The sequence below is a fragment of the Streptomyces sp. NBC_00989 genome (genome assembly GCF_045162655.1).
Classification (GTDB): Bacteria; Actinomycetota; Actinomycetes; order Streptomycetales; family Streptomycetaceae; genus Streptomyces.
In genome coordinates this window covers 842352-862616 of record NZ_CP108728.1, presented here as the reverse complement: position 1 = coordinate 862616, position 20265 = coordinate 842352, and the positions used below count along the sequence as shown (strand labels likewise).

20 protein-coding genes are annotated in these 20265 nt (G+C 69.8%); 10 read left to right on the top strand and 10 right to left on the bottom strand.

The features are described from left to right. Positions 1-4: 4 nt before the first annotated feature. Positions 5-925 carry a helix-turn-helix transcriptional regulator gene (locus OG714_RS03885; RefSeq protein ID WP_406118519.1) on the bottom strand — a complete coding sequence of 307 codons (921 nt, stop codon included), beginning with the start codon at positions 923-925 and terminating at the stop codon, positions 5-7. Between the two features lie 106 nt (positions 926-1031). On the opposite strand from OG714_RS03885, the gene OG714_RS03880 reads away from it, so the two are divergent. Both OG714_RS03880 and OG714_RS03875 read left to right on the top strand, forming a co-directional pair. Beyond that, complete coding sequence (locus OG714_RS03880; RefSeq protein ID WP_406131710.1) at positions 1032-1730, top strand: SDR family NAD(P)-dependent oxidoreductase; 699 nt, start codon at positions 1032-1034, stop codon at positions 1728-1730. A 179-nt stretch (positions 1731-1909) separates the two neighbouring features. Next, entirely contained in the window at positions 1910-3688 is a 1779-nt protein-coding gene (locus tag OG714_RS03875; protein WP_406118518.1) for an FAD-binding dehydrogenase, read from the top strand. A gap of 69 nt (positions 3689-3757) precedes the next feature. Here OG714_RS03875 and OG714_RS03870 read toward each other — a convergent pair whose 3' ends face one another. Together OG714_RS03870 and OG714_RS03865 are read right to left on the bottom strand one after the other, a co-directional pair. Next, positions 3758-4414, bottom strand: a complete 657-nt coding sequence (locus tag OG714_RS03870) for a maleylpyruvate isomerase N-terminal domain-containing protein (RefSeq protein WP_406118517.1) — start codon at positions 4412-4414, stop codon at positions 3758-3760. Between the two features lie 62 nt (positions 4415-4476). After that, positions 4477-5202: a TetR/AcrR family transcriptional regulator gene (locus tag OG714_RS03865; protein ID WP_406118516.1), complete on the bottom strand. Its 726-nt coding sequence runs from the start codon at positions 5200-5202 to the stop codon at positions 4477-4479. A 199-nt stretch (positions 5203-5401) separates the two neighbouring features. On the opposite strand from OG714_RS03865, the gene OG714_RS03860 reads away from it, so the two are divergent. Genes OG714_RS03860 through OG714_RS03850 form a run of 3 tightly spaced genes read left to right on the top strand, consistent with a single transcriptional unit; the run spans position 5402 to position 9064 of the window. Beyond that, positions 5402-7621: an MMPL family transporter gene (locus OG714_RS03860; protein WP_406118514.1), complete on the top strand. Its 2220-nt coding sequence runs from the start codon at positions 5402-5404 to the stop codon at positions 7619-7621. A 46-nt stretch (positions 7622-7667) separates the two neighbouring features. Beyond that, a complete protein-coding gene (locus OG714_RS03855) occupies positions 7668-8135 on the top strand; it encodes a MarR family winged helix-turn-helix transcriptional regulator (protein WP_406118512.1) in 468 nt (155 codons plus the stop codon). After that, positions 8132-9064 carry an NADP-dependent oxidoreductase gene (locus OG714_RS03850; protein WP_406118511.1) on the top strand — a complete coding sequence of 311 codons (933 nt, stop codon included), beginning with the start codon at positions 8132-8134 and terminating at the stop codon, positions 9062-9064. Before OG714_RS03855 ends, OG714_RS03850 begins: the two co-directional genes overlap by 4 nt. Before the next feature lie 12 nt (positions 9065-9076). Here OG714_RS03850 and OG714_RS03845 read toward each other — a convergent pair whose 3' ends face one another. Next, a complete protein-coding gene (locus OG714_RS03845) occupies positions 9077-10039 on the bottom strand; it encodes a GlxA family transcriptional regulator (protein WP_406118510.1) in 963 nt (320 codons plus the stop codon). 112 nt (positions 10040-10151) lie between these two features. On the opposite strand from OG714_RS03845, the gene OG714_RS03840 reads away from it, so the two are divergent. After that, on the top strand, positions 10152-10448 hold the full coding sequence (locus OG714_RS03840; protein WP_406118509.1) for a putative quinol monooxygenase: 297 nt from the start codon (positions 10152-10154) through the stop codon (positions 10446-10448). Positions 10449-10543: 95 nt separating this feature from the next. Here the strand turns inward: OG714_RS03840 and eno are convergent, their stop codons facing one another. Beyond that, positions 10544-11827, bottom strand: coding sequence for a phosphopyruvate hydratase (gene eno, locus OG714_RS03835; protein ID WP_406118508.1), 1284 nt, complete (start codon positions 11825-11827; stop codon positions 10544-10546). A gap of 100 nt (positions 11828-11927) precedes the next feature. Here eno and OG714_RS03830 point away from each other — a divergent pair, with 100 nt between their 5' ends. Continuing rightward, entirely contained in the window at positions 11928-12827 is a 900-nt protein-coding gene (locus OG714_RS03830; RefSeq protein WP_406118506.1) for a winged helix-turn-helix transcriptional regulator, read from the top strand. A 14-nt stretch (positions 12828-12841) separates the two neighbouring features. Here the strand turns inward: OG714_RS03830 and OG714_RS03825 are convergent, their stop codons facing one another. Next, complete coding sequence (locus tag OG714_RS03825) at positions 12842-13615, bottom strand: SDR family oxidoreductase (RefSeq protein ID WP_406131709.1); 774 nt, start codon at positions 13613-13615, stop codon at positions 12842-12844. A gap of 133 nt (positions 13616-13748) precedes the next feature. Further along, a complete protein-coding gene (locus OG714_RS03820) occupies positions 13749-14684 on the bottom strand; it encodes a hypothetical protein (protein ID WP_406118505.1) in 936 nt (311 codons plus the stop codon). 140 nt (positions 14685-14824) lie between these two features. Here OG714_RS03820 and OG714_RS03815 point away from each other — a divergent pair, with 140 nt between their 5' ends. After that, a complete protein-coding gene (locus OG714_RS03815) occupies positions 14825-15655 on the top strand; it encodes a phosphotransferase enzyme family protein (RefSeq protein ID WP_406118504.1) in 831 nt (276 codons plus the stop codon). Between the two features lie 58 nt (positions 15656-15713). On the opposite strand, the gene OG714_RS03810 is transcribed toward OG714_RS03815, so the two are convergent. Next, positions 15714-16853 carry an FAD-dependent oxidoreductase gene (locus OG714_RS03810; protein ID WP_406118502.1) on the bottom strand — a complete coding sequence of 380 codons (1140 nt, stop codon included), beginning with the start codon at positions 16851-16853 and terminating at the stop codon, positions 15714-15716. A 120-nt stretch (positions 16854-16973) separates the two neighbouring features. Between OG714_RS03810 and OG714_RS03805 the strand changes: the two genes are divergently transcribed. After that, a complete protein-coding gene (locus OG714_RS03805) occupies positions 16974-17729 on the top strand; it encodes a TetR/AcrR family transcriptional regulator (RefSeq protein ID WP_406118500.1) in 756 nt (251 codons plus the stop codon). Here OG714_RS03805 and OG714_RS03800 read toward each other — a convergent pair. Both OG714_RS03800 and OG714_RS03795 read right to left on the bottom strand, forming a co-directional pair. Beyond that, positions 17726-18898 carry a permease gene (locus OG714_RS03800; protein WP_406118498.1) on the bottom strand — a complete coding sequence of 391 codons (1173 nt, stop codon included), beginning with the start codon at positions 18896-18898 and terminating at the stop codon, positions 17726-17728. The genes OG714_RS03805 and OG714_RS03800 overlap by 4 nt on opposite strands. 89 nt (positions 18899-18987) lie before the next feature. Beyond that, the gene (locus tag OG714_RS03795; RefSeq protein WP_406118496.1) at positions 18988-19575 is read right to left on the bottom strand and encodes a DUF2218 domain-containing protein; all 588 of its coding nucleotides are present in this window, start codon (positions 19573-19575) and stop codon (positions 18988-18990) included. Between the two features lie 103 nt (positions 19576-19678). Here OG714_RS03795 and OG714_RS03790 point away from each other — a divergent pair, with 103 nt between their 5' ends. Beyond that, positions 19679-20257, top strand: a complete 579-nt coding sequence (locus OG714_RS03790; protein WP_406118494.1) for a TetR/AcrR family transcriptional regulator — start codon at positions 19679-19681, stop codon at positions 20255-20257. The last annotated feature ends 8 nt before the right edge of the window (positions 20258-20265 follow it).

Here is a 20265-nt window from a genome sequence, read left to right as displayed (position 1 = left end):
CCATTCAGCGGGTCGGCGCGCGTGAGGCGTCGCCGGCTATCGTCCGCCGCAGCGTCGCCTCGTCCGAACTCCCGGGCGCTGCGGTCAGGATGACGATCTTCAGGTCGGAGTCGCCGTCCGTCAGGACATCGCAGTCCACGTTCACGGGCCCGACCTCGGGATGCTCGACCGTCTTGCGGTCCTCGCGGTGCGCGGCCACCGTGCCGCTCGCCCACAGCCGGGCGAACGTGGCGTTGCCCGCGGTGAGTTGACGGATCAGCTCCGCCAGGCGGACGTCGTGCGGGAAACGACCGGTGGCGCGGCGCAGGTCGGACACGATCGCGAGGTCCGAGGCGTCGCCGTTCGTCACCAGCACCGGCCACGAGGCGATGCGTACGTCACGTGCGCCGTCGTCGGAACGGACCGGGAACCGCTCGCGAGCGAAGTTCCGCTGCTCGGGCGGCCTGGTCGACGGGTCGCCGAGCAGCGCCGCCCAGCCGGCGTTCCACCAGATCAGCTGCCAGTCGGCGGCGAACACGGCGACGGCGACGTCCCCGAGCCGGTTCAGCACCCGGTGCACCCCCGACGGCAGGTGATCGGGGATCGGCTCGCCGTTCGGCGGGACCAGCCCGGCCATGCGGTAGAGGTGCTCCCGCTCGACGGCGGTCAGTTGGAGGGCATGTGCGAGCGAGGCGACGACCTGCGCCGAGGGCGCCGTGGACCGCCCCTGCTCCAGGCGCACCACATAGTCCACCGACACCCCGGCGCGTTCGGCGAGTTCCTCACGGCGCAGACCGGTCGCACGCCGCGGCCGACCGGACGGCAGCCCCACGGCCGACGGGGACAACCGCTCCCGCCAGGCACGGATCGTCGCACCCAGTCCCAGTCCCACGCCTGATCCCGGTTCCACTCCTGATCCTGGTCCCAGCCTCTCGTTCGTCGCCATGTCCTCCATCCTCCTCCATGTTCCTCCGACTCCCGAGCCTGGTAATGCCGTTCCTACGGTCGAAGCGTCCCTGGCAGTGCACCCGCGCGGTGGGCACGATCGACGCATAACCACCATGTTCATCACCGGAGCCAACAAGGGTCTCGGCCACGAGACCGCCCGCCGCCTCCTCGCCCTCGGCCACACCGTGATCGTCGGAGCCCGCGACGAGGAACGGGGCACGGAGGCCGCCGCCGCACTCGGTGCGCGGTTCGTCCGTATCGACGTCACCGACGACGCCTCCGTCGCCGCCGCGGCAGCCGATGTCGCCGCACACGAAGGCGTCCTCGACGTCCTGATCAACAACGCCGGTGTACACGGCCCGCACGGCGACCCCGCCGACCTGACCGGCGCGGACGCGCTCGGCGTCTTCGACGTCAACGTCTTCGGCGTGGTCCGCACGATCACCGCGTTCCTCCCCTTGCTGCGCCACTCACCGGACCCGGTGATCATCAACGTCAGCAGCGGCATGGGCTCGCTCGCCATCACCCACGACCCGGCGCGGATCGAGTCCTCCGTGATCGCGCCGCTCTACACCGCGTCCAAGGCGGCCCTGACCATGCTGACCACCCAATACGCCAAGGCGCTCAAGGACGTTCGCGTCAACGCCGCCGATCCCGGCTACACGGCGACCGACCTCAACGGCCACAGCGGCCCCCAGACCGTCACCGAGGGAACCGACGCGATCGTCCGGCTCGCGACCGAGAAGCCCGGTTCGGGATCGGGCCGCTTCATCGACCGCGACGGCCCGCTCGCCCTGTCCTGAACCTCACTCACCCTGTTCTGAAACCCCACTCACTCCGTTTTGAACCACACTCCCGCAACACGGCTGACACAGCTTGGTTTCCCTAGGTGCTACCGGCGGTAACAACTGAGGTGTCGCGGCACGTTCCACGTGTCGGACACACCTCCCGCACCTCCCGTATCTGATCCGGAAGGCACCCCATGGAGAACTCGGCCCCCACACCGATCAGCAGACGAAGAGCCCTGACGGTGGCCGGCGGTGTCGCCGCCGGCGCCGCCCTCGCGGCGCACGCGGTACCGGCGTTCGCGGCCGGCACCTCGGACGCCGACGCCATCGTCGTCGGACACGGCCTCGCCGGTCTCGTCGCGACCGCCGAACTGGTCGCCGCAGGAAAGAAAGTGCTCCTCCTGGACCAGGAACCCGAGTCCAACCTCGGCGGCCAGGCCTTCTGGTCCTTCGGCGGACTGTTCCTGATCGACTCCGACGAGCAGCGGCTCATGGGCATCAAGGACTCCCAAGAGCTGGCGTGGCAGGACTGGTTGGGCACGGCCGGCTTCGACCGGGGCATCGACGACCCGACCGGCCAGGACTACTGGGCCCGCAAGTGGGCCGAAGCGTATGTGGACTTCGCGGCCAACGAGAAGCGGTCCTGGCTCTACGGCCTCGGCATCCGCTGGTTCCCGATCGTCGGCTGGGCCGAGCGCGGCGGCGGCCTCGCGGACGGACACGGCAACTCGGTACCCCGCTTCCACGTCACCTGGGGCACCGGCCCAGCCATTGTCGAGCCCTTTGAGAAGCAGGTGCGCGCCGGGGTCGCGAGCGGCAAGGTGACCTTCAAGTTCCGGCACCGCGTCGACGAGATCGTCCGCACCAACGGTGCCGTGACCGGCGTGCGCGGCGCGATCCTCGAACCCAGCACCGCCCAGCGCGGCAAGGCCACCTCCCGCACCGTGGTGGGCGACTTCGCGCTCAAGGCCCCTGTGGTGATCGTGACTTCGGGCGGCATAGGCGCCAACCACGATCTCGTACGGCAGAACTGGCCGGCCCGGCTCGGCACCGCACCCAAGACCATGATCACCGGTGTGCCGGCGTACGTGGACGGCCGGATGCTGGGGATCACCGCGTCGGCGGGCGGCCGTATCGTCAACCCCGACCGGATGTGGCACTACACCGAGGGCCTCAGGAACTACGACCCGATCTGGCCCAACCACGGCATCCGCATCCTCCCGGGACCGTCGTCGATGTGGTTCGACGCCACCGGCAAGCGGTTCTCCGCCCCCGACATGCCGGGCTACGACACCCTCCACACCCTGGGCTCGATCACCGCCAGCGGCTACGACTACTCGTGGTTCGTCACCACGAGCAAGATCATCGCCAAGGAGTTCGCGCTCTCCGGGTCCGAGCAGAACCCGGACCTCACCAACAAGGACATCCTGATGCTGCTCTCGCGCATCTGGCAGACGCCGGAGCCGATCGAGAAGTTCAGGAAGAACGGGGTCGACTTCGTCACCGCCACCACCCTCTCCGAGCTGGTCCTCGGCATGAACAAGCTCACCGGCGACGGCCTGATCAAACTGCCCGATCTCCAGCGGCAGATCGAGGCCCGGGACCGGGAGATCGACAACGCGTACTCGAAGGACGCCCAGGTGATGGGCATCCGCAACGCCCTTTCCTACCCCGGGGATTCACTGAGCCGTACGGCCGCGATCCACAAGATCCTCGACACCAGCGCCGGACCCCTGATCGCCGTCCGGCTGAACATCCTCACCCGCAAGACGCTGGGCGGCCTGCAGACCGACCTCTCGGGCCGGGTCCTGGACGCCACCGGTACGCCGATTCCCGGTCTGTACGCGGCCGGTGAGGTCTCCGGCTTCGGCGGCGGGGGAGTCCACGGCTACCGCTCGATGGAGGGCACCTTCCTCGGCGGCTGTCTGTTCTCCGGCCGCCAGGCGGGACGTGCGGCGGCCGCCGCGCTCTGACCGACCACGGCAGCTCTCCGCCCCTCGGCAACTCGGCTCACCCCAGCCCGAGTTGCCGAAGGGGCGCGACTATCCCAGGACGAGCGGCAACTCGGTGTCCAGCGAGCCCAGTCGCGCCTTCTCCGCATCGCTCGGCGCACGCCGTCCGGTGCCGACGAGCAGCGCATCCGTATCGGAGAACGACGACGGGAACGTCGCCCCGGCGATCCTCTCCAGCAACTCCCGTGCCCCGGCGAGCGATTCAGGGGACGGCCCCGCCGCGTCCGGGAGGTGTGCGACCAGGTCGAGGTGGTGCAGGGTCCACTCCAGGACGTACGCGGAGAGGTAGTCGCCCGCGGTGAGAACCTCGTCCTGCGTGCTCACCCGCAGGCCGGGGTCGACGAGCCGGGCGGCGCGGCCCGCGGCCGAACCGACGTCGTCCAGATGGAACTTGAGCAGCCCGGGCTCCTCGTACGCGGCGGCCAGCCGGACGGTCAGCGCGTCGAGCGGATCGTCGCCGGTGGGTGGTGTCCGGGTGACCGCCCAGTAGGTCACCGCGTCGCGGGTCGGTTCCGTGTCGGCGGGCGTCACGAGGGTGATCAGGACGTCCTGGGCGTCGATGACCAGATGACAGACCAGGTCCCGCACCAGCCATCCGGCACAGCCCGACGGCTGAGCGAAGTCCGAGTCCTTGAGGTCTGCCACCGCCGCGAGCAGCGCCGTCCACGAGCGTGAGAAGAGATCCACCTCGGCAAGCTAGTGCGACGTCGACGCGGGCTGCAAGCAACGGTGTTCTCAAGCGGACCGTGTCACGGGATCCTGCGGTGGATGTCCGCCAGCAGGTTCCGCATGGCCATGCGGAAGAGCTCGGCCTGGTGGTCACCGAGGAAGGCCGTGTGCCCGAACACCTCCAGGGCGACCATGCCGTGCAGGTGCCCCCACGCGCTCATCAGCAGAGCGGTCGCGGGGGAGGGGAGGTATCCCTGGCCGTAGTGCGGCAACTGTTCCAGGTAGGTGCGGAGTGCGGGGGAGAGCACGGGGACGTCGGCCGCGGCGAGTCGCTCCGCGCTGTACCCCTCGAACAGCTCGCGCTCGAAGATCTCGCTCATCCGGCGCGAGGCCTGCGTGGTCGGGCCGTCGGTGGGCGCCACGTAGTCCCGCAGGGGTGTGCCGTAGAGGAGTTGGAAGCGCTCGGGGTGGGCGATGGCCCAGCGGCGATAGCCCTCGGTCGCGATCACCAGGCGGGGCAGGTCCGGCTCGTCCGACGGGGCGTCGACGGCGGCCTGTACGGCATCGGCCAGGTCGTCGTACGCCTTGGTGACGAGCGTGGTGACGAGGGCGTCCCGGCTCGGGAAGTAGTGGTAGAGCGCCTGCACGGTCATGCCGAGACTGCGGGCGACCGCTCGCAACGACAGGGCGGCGGGCCCGTGTTCGGTGAGGTGGCGCTCGGCCGCGTCCACGATCTCCTGGGTGGCGGCGGCCCGGCGCCGCTCGCGCAGCGAGGGAGGGGTGGTGGTGCGTTCGTCGACGGCCATGCGGCGACCGTACGACGCCAACTCCTTGTGTGTACCCCGTTGTTGCGAAGTGTGAGGAAAATCTAACACTGCCAAATCTTCTTGCTCCTCACTAACGTCGTGTGCGGCGACGAAGAGTGCCCCGTTGATCAACTCCGGCTGTTTCGCGCCTCTTTCACCGTATGGACATTAAACGTATGGATATCTAAGGAGAACAGGCGTGTTTGAACGCATAGCCGAACTGGCGATCCGCCGCTCCCGGCTGGTACTCGTCGTCGCCGTCGTGGCTGTGGCCCTCATGGGCGTCCTGGGCGCCGGCGCGTTCGCGAAGTTGCAGGGCGGGGGCTATGACGACCCGGCCTCCCAGTCCTCCCGGGCCGCGAAGGTCATCGACCGGAAGTTCGGCGGGGAGACGAATCTGGTCCTGCTGGTCGGTGCTTCCGAAGGGCGCGTCGACGCCCCGGCCGCGCAGCGGAGCGGACAGGCTCTGGTGGCCGAACTCAAGAAGGACCAGCACCTCGAGAACGTCATCTCGTACTGGGACACGGGCAGTTCGGACCTCCGTTCCAAGGACGGCCGCGACGCCATGGTGCTCGCCCATGTGAAGGGCGACGACACCGAGCGGGACGAGAACGCGAAGAGCGTCATCGACGCCTACACAGGGCCGTACGAGAAGACCCTCACGGTCCGGGCGGGCGGCGGCGCCGCCGTGACCAGCGATATGGGCACCCAGTCGGGCGAGGACCTCGTCCTGGCCGAGTCCATCGCCGTGCCGCTCACCCTCGTACTCCTCCTGCTCGTCTTCGGCAGCATGGTCGCGGCCCTGCTGCCGCTGGCCATCGGGACCATCGCCATCGCGGGCACGTTCGCCGAGCTGTACGTCCTCGGCAGCGTCACCGACGTCTCCGTCTTCGCGATCAACCTGACCACCGCGCTGGGCCTGGGCCTCGGCATCGACTACGCCCTGCTGATGGTCAGCCGGTTCCGCGAGCAGCTCGCGACAGGGGCGAGCGTGGACGACGCCGTCCGGCGCACGGTGAGCACGGCGGGCCGTACGGTCGCGTTCTCCGCCGCGACCGTGGCGGCCGCGCTCGCGGCACTCCTGGTGTTCCCGCAGTACTTCCTGCGCTCGTTCGGCTACGCCGGTGTCGGGGTCGTCGTCATCGCGGCCGTCAGCACCCTGTTCGTCATGCCGGCCCTGTTCGTCGTCCTGGGCCACCGGGTCAACGGCGGCCGGCTGCCCTGGGCGAACCGCACGCGTACCGCCACCCGGGCACCCCTGTGGGGACGGCTGGCCGCCACCGTCATGAAGCGGCCCGCGCTCACCGCGCTGCCCGTGCTCGCGGTCCTGCTGGTCGCCGCCGGCCCGCTCCTCGGCATCACCTTCGGCACACCGGACGAGCGCGTCCTGCCCGAGGACGCCCAGAGCCGCCAGGTCTCCTCGGTCCTGCGCGACAAGTTCAACGGCAACGACGACTCCGCCCTCCACATCGTCATCGACAAGCCCCTGGGCAAGGCCCCGCTGGAGTCGTACGCCACCGAGCTGTCCGGCCTCAAGGGCGTCGTCCGCGTCGAGACCAGCGCGGGAACCTACGCCGACGGACAGTCCACGGCGACCGGCTCCGGCAGCGCCGCCCTCGGCCGCCCCGACGCACAGCAGATCAGCGTGGTGAGCACCCTGACACCGAAGTCCGACGCGGCCCAGAACCTGGTCCGGGATGTGCGGGCGGTCGCCCCGCCCGCCGGAACGCACCCTCTGGTGGGCGGAGTCGACGCCGTACTGGTCGATTCCAAGCACTCCGTCGGCAGCCGGCTCCCGCTCGCCGTGGCCCTGGTCGCCCTCACCACCTTCCTCCTGCTCTTCCTCTTCACCGGCAGCGTCGTCCAGCCGCTGCGCGCGCTGTTCCTCAACATGGTCAGCCTGGGCGCGACCCTCGGCGTCATGACCTGGATCTTCCAGGACGGCCACCTCTCCTCCGTGCTCGGCTTCACTGCGCAGCCCATGGACGTCTCCATGACCGTGCTGATGTTCTGCATCGCCTTCGGGCTCTCGATGGACTACGAGGTCTTCGTCACCAGTCGGATCAAGGAACTCCACGACCTCGGCGAGGACAACGAGTCCGCCGTGACCAACGGCCTCGGCCACACGGGACGCATCGTCACCGCGGCGGCCTGCCTGCTCGCGGTGAGCTTCTTCGCCTTCGGGACGGCCAAGCTCAGCTTCATGCAACTCTTCGGCCTGGGCAGCGGGTTGGCCATCCTCATCGACGCCGTCGCCGTACGCGGCATCCTCGTCCCCGCCGCGATGCGCGTGCTCGGGCGCTCGGCCTGGTACGCGCCCGGCTTCCTGCGGACGTTCCACGAGCGGTTCGGTCTGAGCGAGGGCGGTCCCACGCCCGAGCCCGAGTCGGTCCAGAGGGATGCGTCCACAGTGCATTAGCTCTAATATGATTAGAGCTAATGTATCTAGCGGGGAGGGCCCGCCCGTGGACCTGCGGCAAGTGTTCGACGACCTGGTGCGCTTCGAGACCGACCTGTGGAACGGGATCGACGCCCGGCTCCGGCAGGAGTGCGAGGTGACCCTGGGCGGTCTGAACGTGATGCTCGTCGTCGAACACGCGGGTTCCTGCCGGGTGAACGACATAGCCGCCGCCCTCTCGATCACGGTCGGCGGCGCGAGTCAGGCCGTCGACCGGCTGGAGAAGCTCGGCCACTGCACCCGGCGCCCGCACCCCGCCGACCGCCGCTCCTCGATCGTCGAACTGACGGCGGCGGGGCGGGAGTTGGTGGCGGAGGCGGGTCCCGTGTTCGACCGCGAACTCGCGGCGCGACTGGCCTGCCCACTCCCGGACACGGCACTCGGCCACCTCGCGAGCGCGCTCGCCGTACTCCGCGCCGCCACCCCCGCGGATCCCGGCCCCGGGCCAACACCCCTGACCAAGGAGACCAGATGAGCCCCGCACAAGCACGAGCAGTGCGCTTCGACCAGTACGGCGACCGTGACGTCCTCCACGTCACCGAGGTGCCGATGCCCCGACCCGCCGCGGGAGAAGTCCTCGTGGAGGTCCGGGCGGCCGGTATCAACCCCGGTGAGGCGGCGATCCGTTCGGGCGCGATGCACGAGCGGTTCCCCGCGGCCTTCCCGTCCGGCCAGGGCAGCGACCTCGCGGGCGTCGTCACCGAACTCGGCGAGGGCGTGACCGACTTCGCCGTCGGCGACGAGGTTCTCGGCTTCTCCTGGGAGCGCTCCAGCCAGGCCACTCACGTCGTCGTACCGGTGTCGCACCTCATCTCCAAGCCGGACGCCCTGAGTTGGGAGGTGGCCGGCGCCCTCTACGTCGTCGGCTGCACCGCGTGGGCCGCCGTGGAAGCGGTGGCTCCCAAGCCCGGTGAGACCGTCGCCGTCTCTGCCGCGGCCGGCGGTGTGGGCACCGTCGTCGTCCAACTCCTCGCCGTACGGGGCGTACACGTCCTCGGCATCGCCTCGCCCGCCAACGCCGACTGGCTCACCGCCCACGGCGCGACCCCGGTCCCGTACGGAGACCGGCTCGCCGATGCGCTCACCGCGGCGGCGCCCGACGGGATCGACGCGTTCATCGACCTCTTCGGCCCCGAGTACGTCCAACTCGCCGCAGAACTGGGCATTCCCAGGGACCGGATCGAGACGATCATCTCGTTCCAGAAGGCGCAGGAGCTGGGCACCAGGAGCGCGGGCAGCGCCGACGCCTCCACCCGTGAGGTGCTCACCGAGATGGCCGACCTCGTCACCTCCGGCCGTATCGAGATTCCGATCGCCGCCACCTATCCGCTCGACGGCGTCCGTGACGCGTTCGCCGAACTGGAGAAGCGTCACACGCGCGGAAAGATCGTGCTCATCCCCTGAAGCGACCTGGCATCACTTGCTGCCGCGCAGCGCCGACGTCGTCTTCCCGGTGCGTTCGCGGAGGAGCACCCGCAGCGTGTTGGGGTGCTCGTAGCCGACCCTCCGGGAGATGGTCTCCAGGGACAGGCCGGTGGTGCGCAGGAGATGTGACGCGCGTTCGATGCGCAGGTCCTGGACGAACCGGATCGGAGACGTCCCGACCGTGCGCTGCACGGCACGCTGCAGCGTCCGTTCGCTGACACCGATGGCTCTGGCCGCCTCGGGGATGCTGATGGGCTCGGCCAGATGCTCGCGGGTCCACACCTCGAAGGCCGCGAGGGTGGGATCGCTCTCGGCCAGCGCACTGGGAATCGTGTACGCCGCCTGCGACGGGCGTTCGTCGACCACGAGATAGCGGGCGACCAGGTCGGCGAGCGCGGGGCTGCCGGCCCGGACGATCGCCAGCGCGAGATCGACATGGCCGAAGGCCGCGCCGGCGGTGATGACGCCCTCGCAGCCGATGACCATCTGGCTGTGGTCGAGCCGGACCTTGGGATACCGGGTCCGGAACGCCGGCGACAGCCACCAGGTCGTCGTCGCGCGCAGCCCGTCCAGCACGCCTGCCTCGGCCAGCAGGAAGGTACCCGCGCAGGCCGACGCAACGGTCGTGCCGCGGGCGCGAGTTCGCGCGATCAGGTCGCGGACGGGCCGGGACACCTCGCCACCGACATGGTCGAGCAGCGCCGAGGCATCGCTCTCGCCGAGTGCCGGTACGACCAGGAGGTCCGCGGTCTCGGCGACCTCGAGCGGCTCGGGGGACACGAGGAATCCCGCTCCCGTCCGCACCTGCGGAGTCGGGCCGACCAGCGTCACGTTCCAGGTGGGCGACGACTCGTGGATGCGCCCGCCCAGCGCGTTGGCGTTGCTCAGCACGTCGAGGACCGCCGAGAGCCCCGAGTCGAACACTCCGTCGTAGACGACGACCGCTACCTGCATGGCGGAAACACTATCAACGGTGTCGTTTCTGCCGCTGATGTGATCACCGGCCGCCGCCATAGGTTCGTCGTGCGCCGGGAGCCCGGCGGTTCGTACGCAAGGAGTGGTCGCAGTGAAGGTCGGTCTGTTGGTACGCATCGAGGCCAAGCCGGAATACGCCGACGAGGTGGAGGCCATGCTGCGCGGAGCCCAGGAGTTGGCCGAGCGGGAAGAGGGCACGGTGGCGTGGTTCGCGTTCCGTGAGAGCGCCACCACCTTCGGGGTGTTCGACACCTTCGAGGACGAGGAGGGACGTCAGGCGCACCTGGTGGGCCGGATCGCCGCCGCCCTGGGGGAGGCCGCGCAGACGAAGCTCGGCGCGCCGCCGGTGATCACCGCGGTCGACCTGCTGGGGGCCAAGGTCTCCTGACCGGAGCGGACGCCCGTCCGTCCGGCTTCGGGAACCCCTGGCCTGCCGCTGCTGAGGTGACGACCCCGGGCGATGCACGACGATCCTCCCCGGTGTCAGCGGCGCAGCCCCAGCGCGGCGCGCCCCGCGTAGCGCGCCTGGTCGCCCAAGTCCTCCTCGATACGGACGAGTTGGTTGTACTTGGCGGTGCGGTCGGATCGGGACAGTGAACCGGTCTTGATCTGACCGCAGCCGGTGGCGACGGCGAGGTCGGCGATGGTGGTGTCCTCGGTCTCGCCGGAACGGTGGGACATGACGACGGTGTAGCCGGCACGGTGGGCCGTCGCCACGGTGGCCAGGGTCTCGGTGAGGGTGCCGATCTGATTGACCTTCACCAGGACCGAGTTGGCGATCCCGTCCCGGATTCCGGCGCTCAACAGCGCCTCGTTGGTGCAGAACACGTCGTCGCCGGTCAGCTGGCAGCGCTCGCCGAGCCGGGCGGTGAGCGCCTGCCAGCCGTCGTGGTCGTCCTCGGCCATCGGGTCCTCGATGGAGGCGACGGGGTAGCGGTCCACCAACGTCGCGAGGTAGTCGGCGTGTTCGGCCGGGGTGCGGCGGACACCCTCGCCCGTGTAGTCGTAGACGCCGTCGTGGAAGAACTCGGACGTGGCCGGGTCCATGACGAGGGTGATGTCGGTGCCGGGCTTGTAGCCGGTCTTCTCGATGGCGTGCACGACGAAGTCGAGGGCCTCGTCGGCGGTGCGCAGGTCGGGGGCGAAGCCGCCCTCGTCGCCCACGTTCACGCTGTGGCCGGCGGCGATCAGGTCGCGGCGCAGGGTGTGGAAGACCTCGGAGCCCATCCGGACGGCCTCGGCGAAGGTGGCCGCGCCGATGGGCGCGATCATGAACTCCTGGAAGTCGAGCGGGTTGTCGGCGTGGGCGCCGCCGTTGACGATGTTCATCATCGGCACCGGCAGCAGGCGGGCGTCGACGCCGCCGATGTAGCGGTACAGCGGCAGCCGGTGCGCGGTCGCGGCCGCCTTGGCGGTGGCCAGGGAGACGCCGAGCAGGGCGTTGGCGCCGAGCCGCGACTTGTTGTCCGTGCCGTCCAGTTCGATCATGGTCCGGTCCACGGCGGCCTGGTTCTCGGCGTCGAGTCCGATCACGGCGTCCGCGATGCTCTCGTTGACGGCGTCGACGGCGCGCCGAACTCCCTTGCCATGGAACCTGGTTGGGTCGTCGTCGCGGAGTTCGACCGCTTCCCGGGCGCCGGTGGAGGCGCCCGACGGTACGCCGGCGCGGCCGAGCGATCCGTCCTTGAGTTCCACGTCCACCTCGACGGTCGGATTGCCCCGGCTGTCGATGATCTCCCGTGCGACGACCCGGCTGATGGCGGTCACGGTGCAGCTCCTCACGCTGGGCCCGCGTCTCGGACATCGGCGGGCGGTAAGTTCCACTGAGAAACAAAGTGAGTCCTGAAAGAGAACCTACTATGGGCGCATGAGGATGCACAACGCCGACGAGACCTGCGGCATCGCCCGGGCCGCCGTGGTTCTGGGAGACTGGTGGAACGTTCTGATCCTGCGGGAGATCGCCCGCGGCCACGTCCGCTTCGACGCGCTGGCCGCCGAGATCGGCCTGTCCCGCAACGTCCTCACCGAACGCCTCGGCCGGCTCGTCGCCCAAGGCGTCCTGCGCCGCAGCCTCTACCAACGACGCCCGGTGCGCTACGAGTACGTGCTCACCGATGCCGGACTCGCGCTGCTGCCCCTCCTCGTCGCCATGCAGGACTGGGGCGACCGATGGGTGCTCGGCGACGGAAGCCTCACCGCCACGGCCGACGCCGACAGCGCCGAGCACACTCGCGTGCATGCCCTGGCCGGCACCCGCGTGCCCGACGAACTCCGGCTCCCCGGCACTCGTGTGCCCGAGGACCTCGAACTCCCCGGCGCGCAGGGCGCCGACCTGCCCGTGCTCTCACCGGACGCCGCCGCGACCGTGCTGTTCACCTACCCCGGTACGGGAGTCGACTGGGACGAGGAGATCCCCGGAGTCCCGGGCTGCACCTTGGAGAACCGCCTGTTCCGGGACGCCTGGCCCGACTTCCGCCGCACAGGCGTGGACGTACGCGGCATCAGCACCCAACTCCCGCACGAACAAGCGGAGTTCGCCCGCGCCGAGGAGATCCCGTACCCGCTCCTCTCCGACGCCCACCACCAACTGGGCGCGGCCCTACGGCTACCGACCTTCCGGGGCGCCGGCCGCCTCCGCCACAAACGCCTGATCCTGATCGTCGACGCCGAACGGACCGTACGGCACACGCTGTTCCCGGTCGACGACATCCCGCACGCCGTCGGGCAGAGCCTGCGGCTGGCCGAGGAGTGCGCTCGTGCCGCCTGAAGCGGTGGGCGGTACTACGCGAATCCGCCGTTGCTCATGAGGAGTTGACCGTTCACCCACTGGCCTTCCGGCGAGCAGAGGAAGTCGACGAGGTGGGCGGTGTCCTGCGGGGTGCCGAGGCGGTTGAGCGGCGTCCGGCCGAGCACGTGCGCGCGGCCCTCGTCGGTCATCCAACCGGTGTCCACCGGCCCCGGGTTGATGACGTTGGCGGTGATGCCGAGGTGGGCGAGTTCGTGCGCGGCGGCCAGGGCGATGCGGTCCAGGGCGCCCTTACTGGCGCCGTAGGGGAGGTTGTCGACGGTGTGGTCGCTGGTGAGGGCGACGATCCGGCCGCTGCCCGGCGCGGCGGCGAACCGTCGGCCGTACTCGCGGATCAGCAGCCAGGTGGCGCGGGCGTTGACCGCGAAGTGCCGGTCGAAGCTTTCGACGGTGGTGTCGAGCAGACCGGAGTCCACGGACTCGCAGTGGCACATCACCAGGGCCGTGACACCGCCCAGGTCGCGTTCGACCGCGTCGAAGACACGGGCCGGAGTGTCCGGGTCGGTGAGATCCGCCTCAACTGCCGTTGTGGCGGCGCCGTGTTGGGCGAGGGCGTCGGTGATGGCGTCGGTCGCGTCGGCCTCGGGGCCCCAGGCCATGCGCTCGTCGTAGGGAGTCCAGTAGGTGAAGGCGATGTCCCAACCGGAGGCCGCGAGTTGACGGGCGACACCCGCGCCGATGCCGACGGTCCGCCCCACTCCGGTGATCAGGGCGAGCGGGCGGGGAGTGGAGTGGGTGGGGCTCGTCATCATGAACGGAGATCGTTCATGACCGGTACCGGATCGGCAACTGCCTTTTCCGCAGGGCTGCTTCAGTGCGGAAGTGACTGCCCGGCGCCCACGTCGGGCAGGTCTCGACAGTGGCGACGCTCGGCGCGCTGCATCAGGCCTCGATGCGCAGCCAGGTGTCGCCGGTGCGAAGCCACAACAATCCGTCGCGCCCTTGACCGCAGCGCAGGACAACCCGCCCCGGCACTCGGACCTTGTCCCGCCCGGTCACACTCCAGGTGTCGTCGAGCAGCAGGGCCCGGACCACTTCGGTTGTCGGCTCGTTGTGATCGCGCCTGGTCAGGACGGCCCGATCGCCGCGTACGGCGAATCCGTCCGGTTGAGGTACAGGGCTCGGCCAGCTCGTCACCTCGCCCGTGGAGGGGGTGATCCGCGTGAGGAACGTGCCGCCGCGACGCGTACCGGAGTACCAGATCAGCCACACCCGGTCGCCCTCGGTGGCGGCGGTGCAACCCTGCAACGGCCTGTCGGGGAGGCGACCTTCAGGGCCCCAGATCGCTTCCCCCGTGACACTCCAGCCGGCCAGCCCGGCTGCCGACTCCGGATGCCCTCCGTAGATGCCCTCGTCACCGTGCGCCGTCCAGATCGATCCGTTGTGGTCGGTCACCAGAGCGGGGATGTCGTCGCCGACGCAGAAGGAGTCCTGCTGCTCACCGCTCGCCAGGGAGAACACGGCGGCGTTCGGCTTCCATGAACCCGTGTCCTCCTTGCGCGTGCGACCACCCGCGACGAGGAGTCGGGAGTCCGGGAGAAGCGCGATATGACTGGGCCAGACCTGTACATCCGTGATCGGTCGGCGTTGAACCGACCCGTCGGCCAGCCGCATCACCAACACCCCGTCGAACGGCAGCTTCGGGCCCCATCCCACCCAGCCCTTGATGTAGTGGATCCGGTGCAGGTACTTCCGATGAACGAGCAGAACGGCGAGTTCTCCTGCCGGGCCGACGGTCCACCACAGCGGGCGCCGCCCTGCCCAGCCATCGGTGACGGACGGCGCCCAGACCTTCTCCAGCTCAATGCCCGCCGACATCGCACCCCCCGTTTTCGCCGCGGCACGGCAACAGGCCGTCCACGTAAGCTACTTGATCGGCAGTCCACCATCGCCGCTTCCCATCGGCGAAGAGCCCGGACCGCAACGACCAGAACATCCCGGCACGCGAGGAGATCACCATGTCCGCCGACGCCCGCCCGTACTCCGCCGAAGGGAAAGGGCAAGCGGAGCCGGAGGCACAGGAGTTGACCGGCGGTGGCACTGCCCGCGTCTTCCGGATCGGTGAGACCGTACGCAAGCCGGTCATGCCCTGGAGCCCCGCCGTGCACCGGCTGCTGGACCACCTCGAACGTCAGGGCTTCGAAGGTGCTCCCGCCGCGCACGGAACCGACGAACAGGGCCGGACGATCCTGACCTACCTGGTGGGCGACGTCGGCAACTACCCCCTGCCCGACGCGGTCCGCAGCGGCCAGGCACTCACCACCTCGGCCCGCCTCCTGCGCCGCTACCACGACGCCACCACCGACCTCGCCCAACACCCCGGCGGTGACTGGCAGTTCGAGGCGCTCGCGCCGGTCGAGGTGATCTGCCACGGCGACTTCGCGCCGTACAACTGCGTCTTCACCGGCGAGAAGGCCGTAGGACTCATCGACTTCGACGCAGCCCGCCCGGGCCCCCGGGCCTGGGACCTCGCCTACGCCCTCTACCGCTACGCCCCGCTCACCCACCCCGACAACCACGACGGCTGGGGCACGGCCGAGCATCAGGCCCGTCGCGCCCGGGACTTCCTCGACGCGTACGGCTGCACGCGTCAGGAACGGCGGAAGGTGATGGACATGGCCGCACCCCGGCTGAAGGCCCTCGCGGACTTCATGCAGGAGGGTGCCGCCGCCGGTGACGAGAACTTCCAGCGGCACATCGAGGAGGGCCATCTCGCCCTGTACGTACGGGACATCGACTACATCCGGAACCACGCCGAGGTCTGGTCTCGTCTTGTCGTCGGACCGTAGGGCTCGTTCGGTGCTGCCGAAGAGGTGGCCAGCTAGGTGCGCCTCGACGTGCCGTGCATCATGAATCGCGCTCGGCCCCGGTCATCAGGGCCAGCATGCTGTGGGGTGCGTCGTCGTCGATCATGGTGGTGTACATGTCGTCGTCGTTCGCCTCTACGGCGGCGGCGCGGGTGAACATGCTCCGCTCGTACTCGGTGAGCGCGGCCTCGACGTCGTTCAGGTGTGCTGCGAGGGCCTGGCCGAGTTCGGCGCCGTCCAGCATGGCCAGGTTGGCGCCTTCGCCGTTCGGCGCCCTGAGGTGGGCCGCGTCGCCGAGCAGGGTCACTCCCGCCGTGCGGTCCCAGCGGTGCCCGGCCGGCAGCGTGAAGATGCGGCGCAGGATCGGCGGGGTGTCGCTGTCGCTGATCAGGGCGGTGAGTTCAGGGGCCCAGCCGTCGTACTCCTTCGCGACCTGTGCGGTCAGGGGCACGGTCGTGGAACCGGTGGTGTCCGGGTCGGCGAGCCAGTCCTCGGGCTTCCTCAACTGCGCGTAGGTGTGCAGGGTTCCGTCGCCCTCTCGATGGGCCAGCAGCCCCTTGCCCGGAGCGAGCGCGAAGAGTGATCCGGCGCCGACCGCTTCCGCAGCGGCGGGATGGCGGGTGTCGGCGTCGAACAGGAACGTCTCCACGCTGCACACGCCGACGTACTCGGGAGTGGCCCCGGAGAGCACCGGGCGCACCCGCGACCACGCGCCGTCGGCGCCGATGAGCAGGCTTGTGACGAGGGTGGTGCCGTCGTCGAACCGGACCTCATGACGGCCCTCGCCGAGGCTCCGCACGCCGGTGACCTTGTGGGACCAGCGGACCGTGTCGGCCGGAAGCGCGTCGAGCAGCATCTGTCGCAGCGCGCCGCGCGGCACCTCGGGGCGCCGACCGGTGCCGTTGTCCGGGAGGTCGAGCAGTACGGTTCCCGTCCGGTCCAGGACCCGGTAGGACTCGCGGCCGGGCAGGACCAGCCTGCGGAACTCCTCGGTCAGACCCGCCGCCGCCAGCGCCGGTTGGCCGTTCTCGGGGTGAATGTCGAGCAGTCCGCCCTGGTGGCGCGCCGTCGGCGAGGGCTCCGCCTCATGGACCGTGGCCGGGATGCCGTGCACATGGAGCACGCGGGCCAGCACCAGACCGCCCAGCCCCGCGCCGATGATCGTGACCGGTGTCGTCATGGCTTCCCTCACAAGCTCGCCGGATTCGCAAAACGCCCGTCGCCGACCCGTATTGGATCGTCGCTCCAACAAGCTAGCACTGCTGTGGATCGGCGATCCATTCATGCGACACTGGGGACCATGGCGAAGAGAACGGCGAAGGGATCCCCGCGGGCCCCGCGGCGCACGGACGGCCTCTCCAGGGAGGTGATCATCCGGGCCGCGACCGACCTTCTGGACGGCGGAGGCGAGAGCGCGCTGACGCTGCGTGCGCTCACCGTGCGCCTGAGCACCGGCTACGGAGCGATCTACCACCACGTCGCGGACAAGGGTGACCTGCTCGCTGCGGCCACCGACGACATCATCGCGCGCGTGCTGACCGACGTGGCCGTGGACGCGGACCCGGGGGAAGCACTGCGCCGTGTGGCCGTGGGTCTGTTCGACGCGATCGACGCGCATCCCTGGGTCGGTGCCGAACTCTCCCGTGAACCGTGGCGGCCCGCGATGCTGGACTTCTACGAAAGCATCGGCAGGCTGCTGGACGCACTCGCCGTCCCGGAGCGGGCCCGCTTCGACGCGGCCGGCACGCTAGTGAACTACGTCCTCGGCGTCGCCGGGCAGAACGCCGCGAACGCCCGACGCCGTGCCGCCGGCGACACGGACCGCGTCGCCTTCCTGGACACCGCCGCCGAGCAGTGGGCGCGCCTGGACCCCAGCAGGTACCCGTACGTGCACGCGGCGGCGACGAAGCTGCGCGAGCACGACGACCGTGAGCAGTTCATCGCCGGTGTCGACATCTTCCTGGCCGGTATCGCGACCCTGCGCCAGCGGGCCCAGTCGCCTCGGACCGGGCCGGACCAGGCCGCTTCACGGAGCGAACGACCGGACAGAACCTAGTGGTGGTGGTGCTCGTGCGCCTGTTCCTGCTCGCCGTGCTCCGGTGAACCGCTCATCATCCGCAGCATGGCCGGGCCGCCGCTGCGCAGGAACCGTACGACCAGACTCGCGGCCAGCAGCAGGAAGACGATGTTGAGCCAGGTCGTGTAGTTCCAGGTGATCCCGTCGTCGGGGATCTTGGCGTCGGCCTGGTCGGGGATCAGGCCGAGACCGCCGAAAGCGAACTCGACGATGTACCCGGCGACGGCCATCGCCGCGAAGAAGGTGACCAGCAGGAAGCCGGCCATCCGGGCGCCGTAGTACTTCCGGTAGATGTTCAGGATCGGCAGGATCAGCAGGTCGGCGTAGATGAAGGCGATCACTCCGCCGAAGCTGATGCCGCCCTTCCACAGCACCACCGCGAGCGGCACGTTGCCGATCGAGCAGACGAAGGTCGCGATGGCCACCAACGGGCCGACGAGCGGTCCGACCAGCTTCGCGGCGAGGGGATGGTCCGCGAGGAAGAAGGTGTGCCAGAAGCTGTCCGGCACCCAGGCGGCGATCGCGCCCGCGATCAGCAGTCCGGCCACCAGGTCGCGCAGGATCGCGGCCCACTCCATCACGAAGATGTGCGCGACGGACGTGAACCCGTCCCGCGAGAACAGCCGACGGACGAAGCTCCCCTCGCCCCCGATCGACATGTCCATCGCCGCGTGCCCCTCCATGGAACCGGCCAGCCCGCGCTCCGCCTGCTCCCGCGCCCGGTCCAGCAGACGCTGACGCAGGAAGAGACGGAACAGCACCGCGAGGACGACGATCATGATCGGCCCGCCGACGAACTCCGCGGCGGTGAATTGCCAGCCCATCAACAGGGCCAGGATCACGCCGAGTTCGACGACCAGATTGGTGGAGGCGATCTCGAACGCCATGGCCGCGGTGAAGTTCGCACCCTTGCGGAACAGGGAGCGGGCCAGCGCGACGGCCGCGTACGAACAGGAGGACGAGGCCGCGCCGAGCCCGGCGGACAGGGCGAGCGTGCGCGGCCGGTCGTCACCGAGCAGCCGTACGACCGTCGACCGACGTACCACCGCCTGTACGACGGCGGAGAGCGTGAACCCGAGGATCAGCGCCCAGGTGACCTCCCAGGTCATCGAACCGGCAATGGACAACGCGTGCCCGATCGCTCCCATGAACCCGCCCCTCTCCGGTGTCCGACTGGCAGGACGACTATACCCCCAGGGGGTATTAATTGTGCGCGACAGGGCCCGTCCGGCAAGGCCTATCCGATACGGCTCCTGTGGCGACGCAGGGCGAGACCCACGAGGGTCATCTTCACCGCGACGACCGTCACCAGAAACCCCACGACCCGGCCGGTCCATGACGTGTGCGCCAGGACGGTTCCGCCGAGCGCGAGATGCAGGGCTACGGCGACGACCGCCACGCCGATGACGACGAACCGGGTCCGGCCGCCGTGGAGTTGGTGCGGTGGAGTTGTCGCCCTGCCGGGTGCGTCGACGGACGCCCCGGACGACTGCCACTCGACCCGCAGCGGATCGCGCCTGCTGAACCTGCCGATGTGCGTGCTGACGAGGTCCTGAAGTCGCTCCAGGTTCTCCTGGTCGTCGGCCTCGATGCGCACCCGCAGAGTGCCGGGGGCGGCGTGCAGGGTGCACTGCCCCCACGGCAGGCGGAGCGTCCCGTCGCTGTCCGTCCACTCGACCTGGATCTGGTCGGGCCGAAGCTCCGGGAGCGTGTGGGTCCGCGGGCGATGAGTGAGGTGGCGGCCCTTGTTGGCGAAGTGCTTGCAGAGTTGTACGAGGTACCGGCCGGGGCGGTCGGTGGGGATGTGTGCTTCGGCGGTGAGCATGGGTTCGGTTCCTCGGTTCGGTCGGGTCCCCGAAGCTTTATCGATACACAGTGTCGCTGTCAACGCATGGTGTCTCGATGGCGGCGGGATGTACGCTGAGGCGGTGCCGAAGCTCTGGAACGAGACCATCGAGGAACACCGTCGCGCCGTACGCGACACGGTGTTGGAGACCACGGCGGTGCTGGTGACCGAGCGCGGGCTGCGCTCGGTGACGATGTCGAAGATCGCCGAGGAGAGCGGGATCGGCCGGGCCACGCTGTACAAGTACTTCCCGGACGTCGAGTCGATCATGACGGCGTGGCACGAGCAGCAGATCGCCGGGCACCTCAAGGAACTCGCCGAACTCCGGGACGGCCCCGGCAGCGCGGGCGAACGGCTGCGAGCGGTCCTGGAGGCCTACGCCTTCATCCAGCAGCGGCGCCACGGCCACGGCCCCGAACTCGGCGCCCTGCTGCACCAGGGCGCACACGTCGTCGGCGCCGAGCAGCACCTCCACCACTTCCTCCGCGAACTCCTGGCCGAGGGCGCACAGACAGGCGACATCCGCGACGACATCTCCCCGGACGAACTGGCGACCTACTGCCTCCACGCCCTCGCCGCGGCCGGCGTCCTGCCCTCCAAAGCAGCGGTACGACGACTCGTCACGGTCACGGTCACGGGCCTGCGCCCGGCGCCGGAATGACGGAACTC